A 4,139-nucleotide genomic window follows, 5' to 3' on the forward strand; every position below is an offset into this window, starting at 1 on the left:
TCGCGCGCGACGCGCACGCTCCCTCAAGGGGACGACACACCTCTCCACGTCATGCCCGGGCTGGTCCCGGGCCTTGTCGTTTTGACAACGACTGAGCCGTCATCCTGAGGCGCTCGCCCGTCAGGGCGCGCCTCAGGATGACGATTCAGTGCGATTGGAAACGGCCGCACCGCTCCGCTATTTCATGGATGCTTCGATATAGGTTCGAAACATTGCACTGCATCGATTGCAGTGCAGCGAACTAATCGCTGCACCTCTGTTGCGATTCATCATCAACCATCTTCTCTCCTGCCGCTGTTGTGCTAGCCTTTGCCTGCTGGCGCACGAACGCCGCTGACGACGCATCAGACGTCGCACAACAAAACTGCGGCTGCAGCGTCGGCCGTGGCGAGGGAGTGAACGCGATGAAATCGGTCTTTACACGATCCGTGATTGCGTGCGCCGCCGTTCTGGCGATCGGGGCGGTTCAACAAGCCAGCGCGCAAGGTCTCAAGAAGTACGAATCCGGCTCCAAGGAATTCTGGACCAACCCGCCGCCCGACTGGTTCCTCGGCGACGAGACGGAGGCACAGAAGGGCCTGGCGCCGCCCTCCGGCCCGCCGACCGGTGCCAGCGATGCCGAGCTCGCCGCCACAATCAAGAAGATCAAGCTGCCGCCGGGCTTCAAGATCGACGTCTATGCGTCGGGCGTGCTCGCCGCGCGGCAGATGGCGTGGGGCGACAACGGCACGTTGTTCGTCGGCTCGTTCGGCCTCGGCAACGTCTATGCGATCACCGACAAGGACGGCAAGAAACAGGTCAAGACCATCCTCAAGGGCCTGAAGATGCCGACCGGCCTGGCGTTCCAGAACGGCGCGCTCTACGTGATCGATATCGACAAGCTGATCCGCTACGACAACGCCGAGGCCAATCTGGACAACCTCGGCTCCGGCAAGGTCGTGTATGACGACATGCCGTCCTACGTGGCGCACGGCTGGAAGTATCTGGTCGCCGACAAGGACGGCTGGTTCTATGTGCCGTTCGGCCCGCCCTTCAACATCGGCATCCCGCCGACCTCGGTGTCGCAGATCCGCCGCGTCGATCCCAAGACCGGCAATGCCGAGATCGTCGCGCTCGGCGTCCGCAATTCGGTCGGCGGCGACGTCGATCCGCGCACCGGCAAAGACTGGTTCACCGAGAACGCCCGCGACTGGATCAGCGACGACATGCCGAGCGACAAGCTCAACATGATCACGAAACTCGGCGAGCATTTCGGCTATCCGCATTGCCACCAGGGCGACATGGAAGACCCGAAATTCGCCATGGGTCACAAGTGTTCGGAATTCACCCCGCCGGTGCTCAATCTCGGCGCCCACGTCGCCCCGCTCGGGATGAAGTTCTACACCGGCGACCAATTCCCCGCAGAGTACAAGAACAACATCTTCATCGCCGAGCACGGCTCGTGGAACCGCCACAAGTATCAGGGCGCGCTGATCAAGCGGGTGATCGTCGATCCGGACGGCAAGAATGCCAAGCAGGAAGACTTCGCCACTGGCTTCATCGAAGGCGACCAGGGCTATCTCGGCCGCCCCGCCGACATCGTGCTGGCCAAGGACGGCTCGATGCTGATCGCCGACGATTGGGCCGGCGCGATCTATCGCATCAGCTACAGCAAGTGAGTCTGAGCTGAGCGTACCCACCCCACGTTCGTCATTCCGGGGCGCCGCGCAGCGGCGAACCCGGAATCCATACGCCCCGTGCCAGTTGTCGGGCACGACCACCGCCTTCGTGCTTCACCGCGATTACAGTGGTTATGGATTCCGGGCCTTCGTCCCGGCCGGCTGCGCCCACCGCGACGAAACCCCGAAAGACGACAAACCATCAAAAAACAGAGCCAACAGAGAGACCCCGCATGACTCGCTTCGCCGCCCTCGTTGCACTGACTCTGATGTGCGGCGTCTTCCCCCTCCACGCAGCCGACATCGAGGCCGGCCGACAGAAGGCCGTCATGTGCGGCTTCTGCCACGGCGCCGACGGCATCTCGCAGATGCAGTACACGCCGTCGCTGGCCGGCCAGCCCGATCTCTACATCCAGTGGCAGCTGGTGTTCTTTCGCGCCGGCACGCGGCAGAACGCCAACATGACGTCGGTGGTAGAGGACCTCAGCAACGAGGACATCCGCAATCTCGGCGCCTATTTCTCGTCGCTGCAGCCGATGAAGAACCCCAAGCCGGACGAAAATCCGGAACTGTCACGCAAGGGCGCCGAAGCCGCCGCCGGCCGGCGCTGCGCATCGTGCCACACCGACAACTACGCCGGCATCAAGGGCACCGCGCGGCTCGCCGGCCAGCGCGAGGAATATCTGGTCAAGGCGCTCAACGAGTTCAAATCCGGCCAACGCTCCGGCGGCTCGATGGCGGCGATGGCCGACGTCGCCTATCCACTCAGCGAGGAAGAGATCTATGCGCTGGCGCATTATCTGGCGCATCTGAATTAGCGGCGCGGCCGAATATCCAGATCGCCATCCCTCTCCTTCGTCATGCTCGGGCTTGTCCCGGCCATCCACGCATTTTTCATCTGCGTCAGCAAAGCGTGGATGCCCGGCACGAGGCCGGGCATGACGTGGAGAGAGTGATTGCAAACGTTGGCACTCCAGCGCCGACGCCCTCGCTCCGATCTTCTTTCATCCCAGGAACCAAACTGCGCCGACCTCGTCATCACGGCAGCGGACGCCTCGCGCACCGATTGAATCGGCATGCGCCGCGATGACCATCATCGCGTGACGAGGGCCGTCACCGCTGCCGTCCCGACATCCCGCGCGAGGTTCCCATGGCCGACAAGAACAGCGATCTCACATCCGCCAAATTGGCTGACGCCTCGATCCACCGCGGCACCGGAGGCGAGACACATCAGATCGCCGGCAAGGACACGCCGGTTTTGACGACGCGGCAGGGTGTGCCGGTCAGCGATGATCAGAACAGCCTCAAGCTCGGCGCGCGCGGGCCGACGCTGATGGAGGATTTTCACTTCCGCGAGAAGATCTTCCATTTCGATCACGAGCGGATTCCCGAGCGCGTCGTCCACGCCCGCGGCTTTGGCGCGCACGGCTTCTTCGAGCCTTACGAGTCGCTCGCCGACGTCACCGCCGCCGATCTGTTCCAGCGCCCCGGAGAGAAGACGCCGGTGTTCGTGCGTTTCTCCACCGTTGCCGGCAACAAGGGTTCGGCCGATCTGGCACGCGACGTCCGCGGCTTCGCGGTGAAGTTCTACACCAAGCAGGGCAACTGGGATTTGGTCGGCAACAACATCCCGGTGTTCTTCATCCAGGACGCCATCAAGTTTCCCGATCTGATTCACGCCGCCAAGCAGGAGCCGGACCGCGGCTTTCCGCAGGCCCAGACGGCGCATGACAATTTCTGGGACTTCATCTCGCTGATGCCGGAATCGATCAACATGGCGCTGTGGATCATGTCCGATCGCACCATTCCGCGCTCGCTGCGCTTCATGGAAGGTTTCGGCGTCCATACCTTCCGGCTAATCAATGCCGAGGGCAAATCGACCTACGTCAAATTTCACTGGAAGCCGAAGCTCGGCATGCAGTCGGTCGTCTGGAACGAGGCACTCAAGCTCAACGGCGCCGATCCGGACTTTCATCGTCGCGACATGTGGGACGCGATCCAGGCCGGCGACTATCCGGAATGGGAGCTCGGCCTGCAGCTATTCGACGATGCGTTCGCCGACGAATTCGAGTTCGACATTCTCGACGCCACCAAGATCATTCCGGAAGAACGCGTGCCGATCCGCCGGGTCGGCCGGCTGGTGCTCGACCGCACCGTCGACAACTTCTTCAACGAGACCGAGCAGGTCGCGTTTCAGACCGGCAACATCGTGCCGGGCATCGATTTCACCAACGACCCGCTGCTGCAGGGCCGCAACTTTTCCTATCTCGACACGCAGTTGAAACGGCTCGGCAGCCCGAACTTCAACGATCTGCCGATCAACGCGCCGAAATGCCCGTTCCATACCTTCCAGCAGGACGGGCACATGACGCTGAACAACCCGCGCGGACGCGCCAACTACGAGCCCAACTCATGGGGCGCGAACGGCGGACCGCGTGAGACGCCGAAGGGCTTCCGCAGTTTCCCGGCCGAAGAAGCCGG

General features: G+C 62.7%; 3 protein-coding genes. All 3 read left to right on the forward strand.

Annotated features, from left to right (window positions below; genetic code table 11):
• Positions 1-404: 404 nt before the first annotated feature.
• Positions 405-1,658, forward strand: a complete 1,254-nt coding sequence (locus ACOJTD_RS25245; RefSeq protein ID WP_420135591.1) for a PQQ-dependent sugar dehydrogenase — start codon at positions 405-407, stop codon at positions 1,656-1,658.
• 233 nt (positions 1,659-1,891) lie between these two features.
• Complete coding sequence (locus ACOJTD_RS25250) at positions 1,892-2,476, forward strand: c-type cytochrome (RefSeq protein WP_420135592.1); 585 nt, start codon at positions 1,892-1,894, stop codon at positions 2,474-2,476.
• A gap of 332 nt (positions 2,477-2,808) precedes the next feature.
• Positions 2,809-4,139, forward strand: a 1,331-nt coding sequence (locus ACOJTD_RS25255; RefSeq protein WP_420135593.1) for a catalase, incomplete at its 3' end; no start/stop codon positions are given.

The sequence above is a fragment of the Rhodopseudomonas sp. genome, assembly GCF_048594845.1.
Taxonomy (GTDB): Bacteria; Pseudomonadota; Alphaproteobacteria; order Rhizobiales; family Xanthobacteraceae; genus Rhodopseudomonas.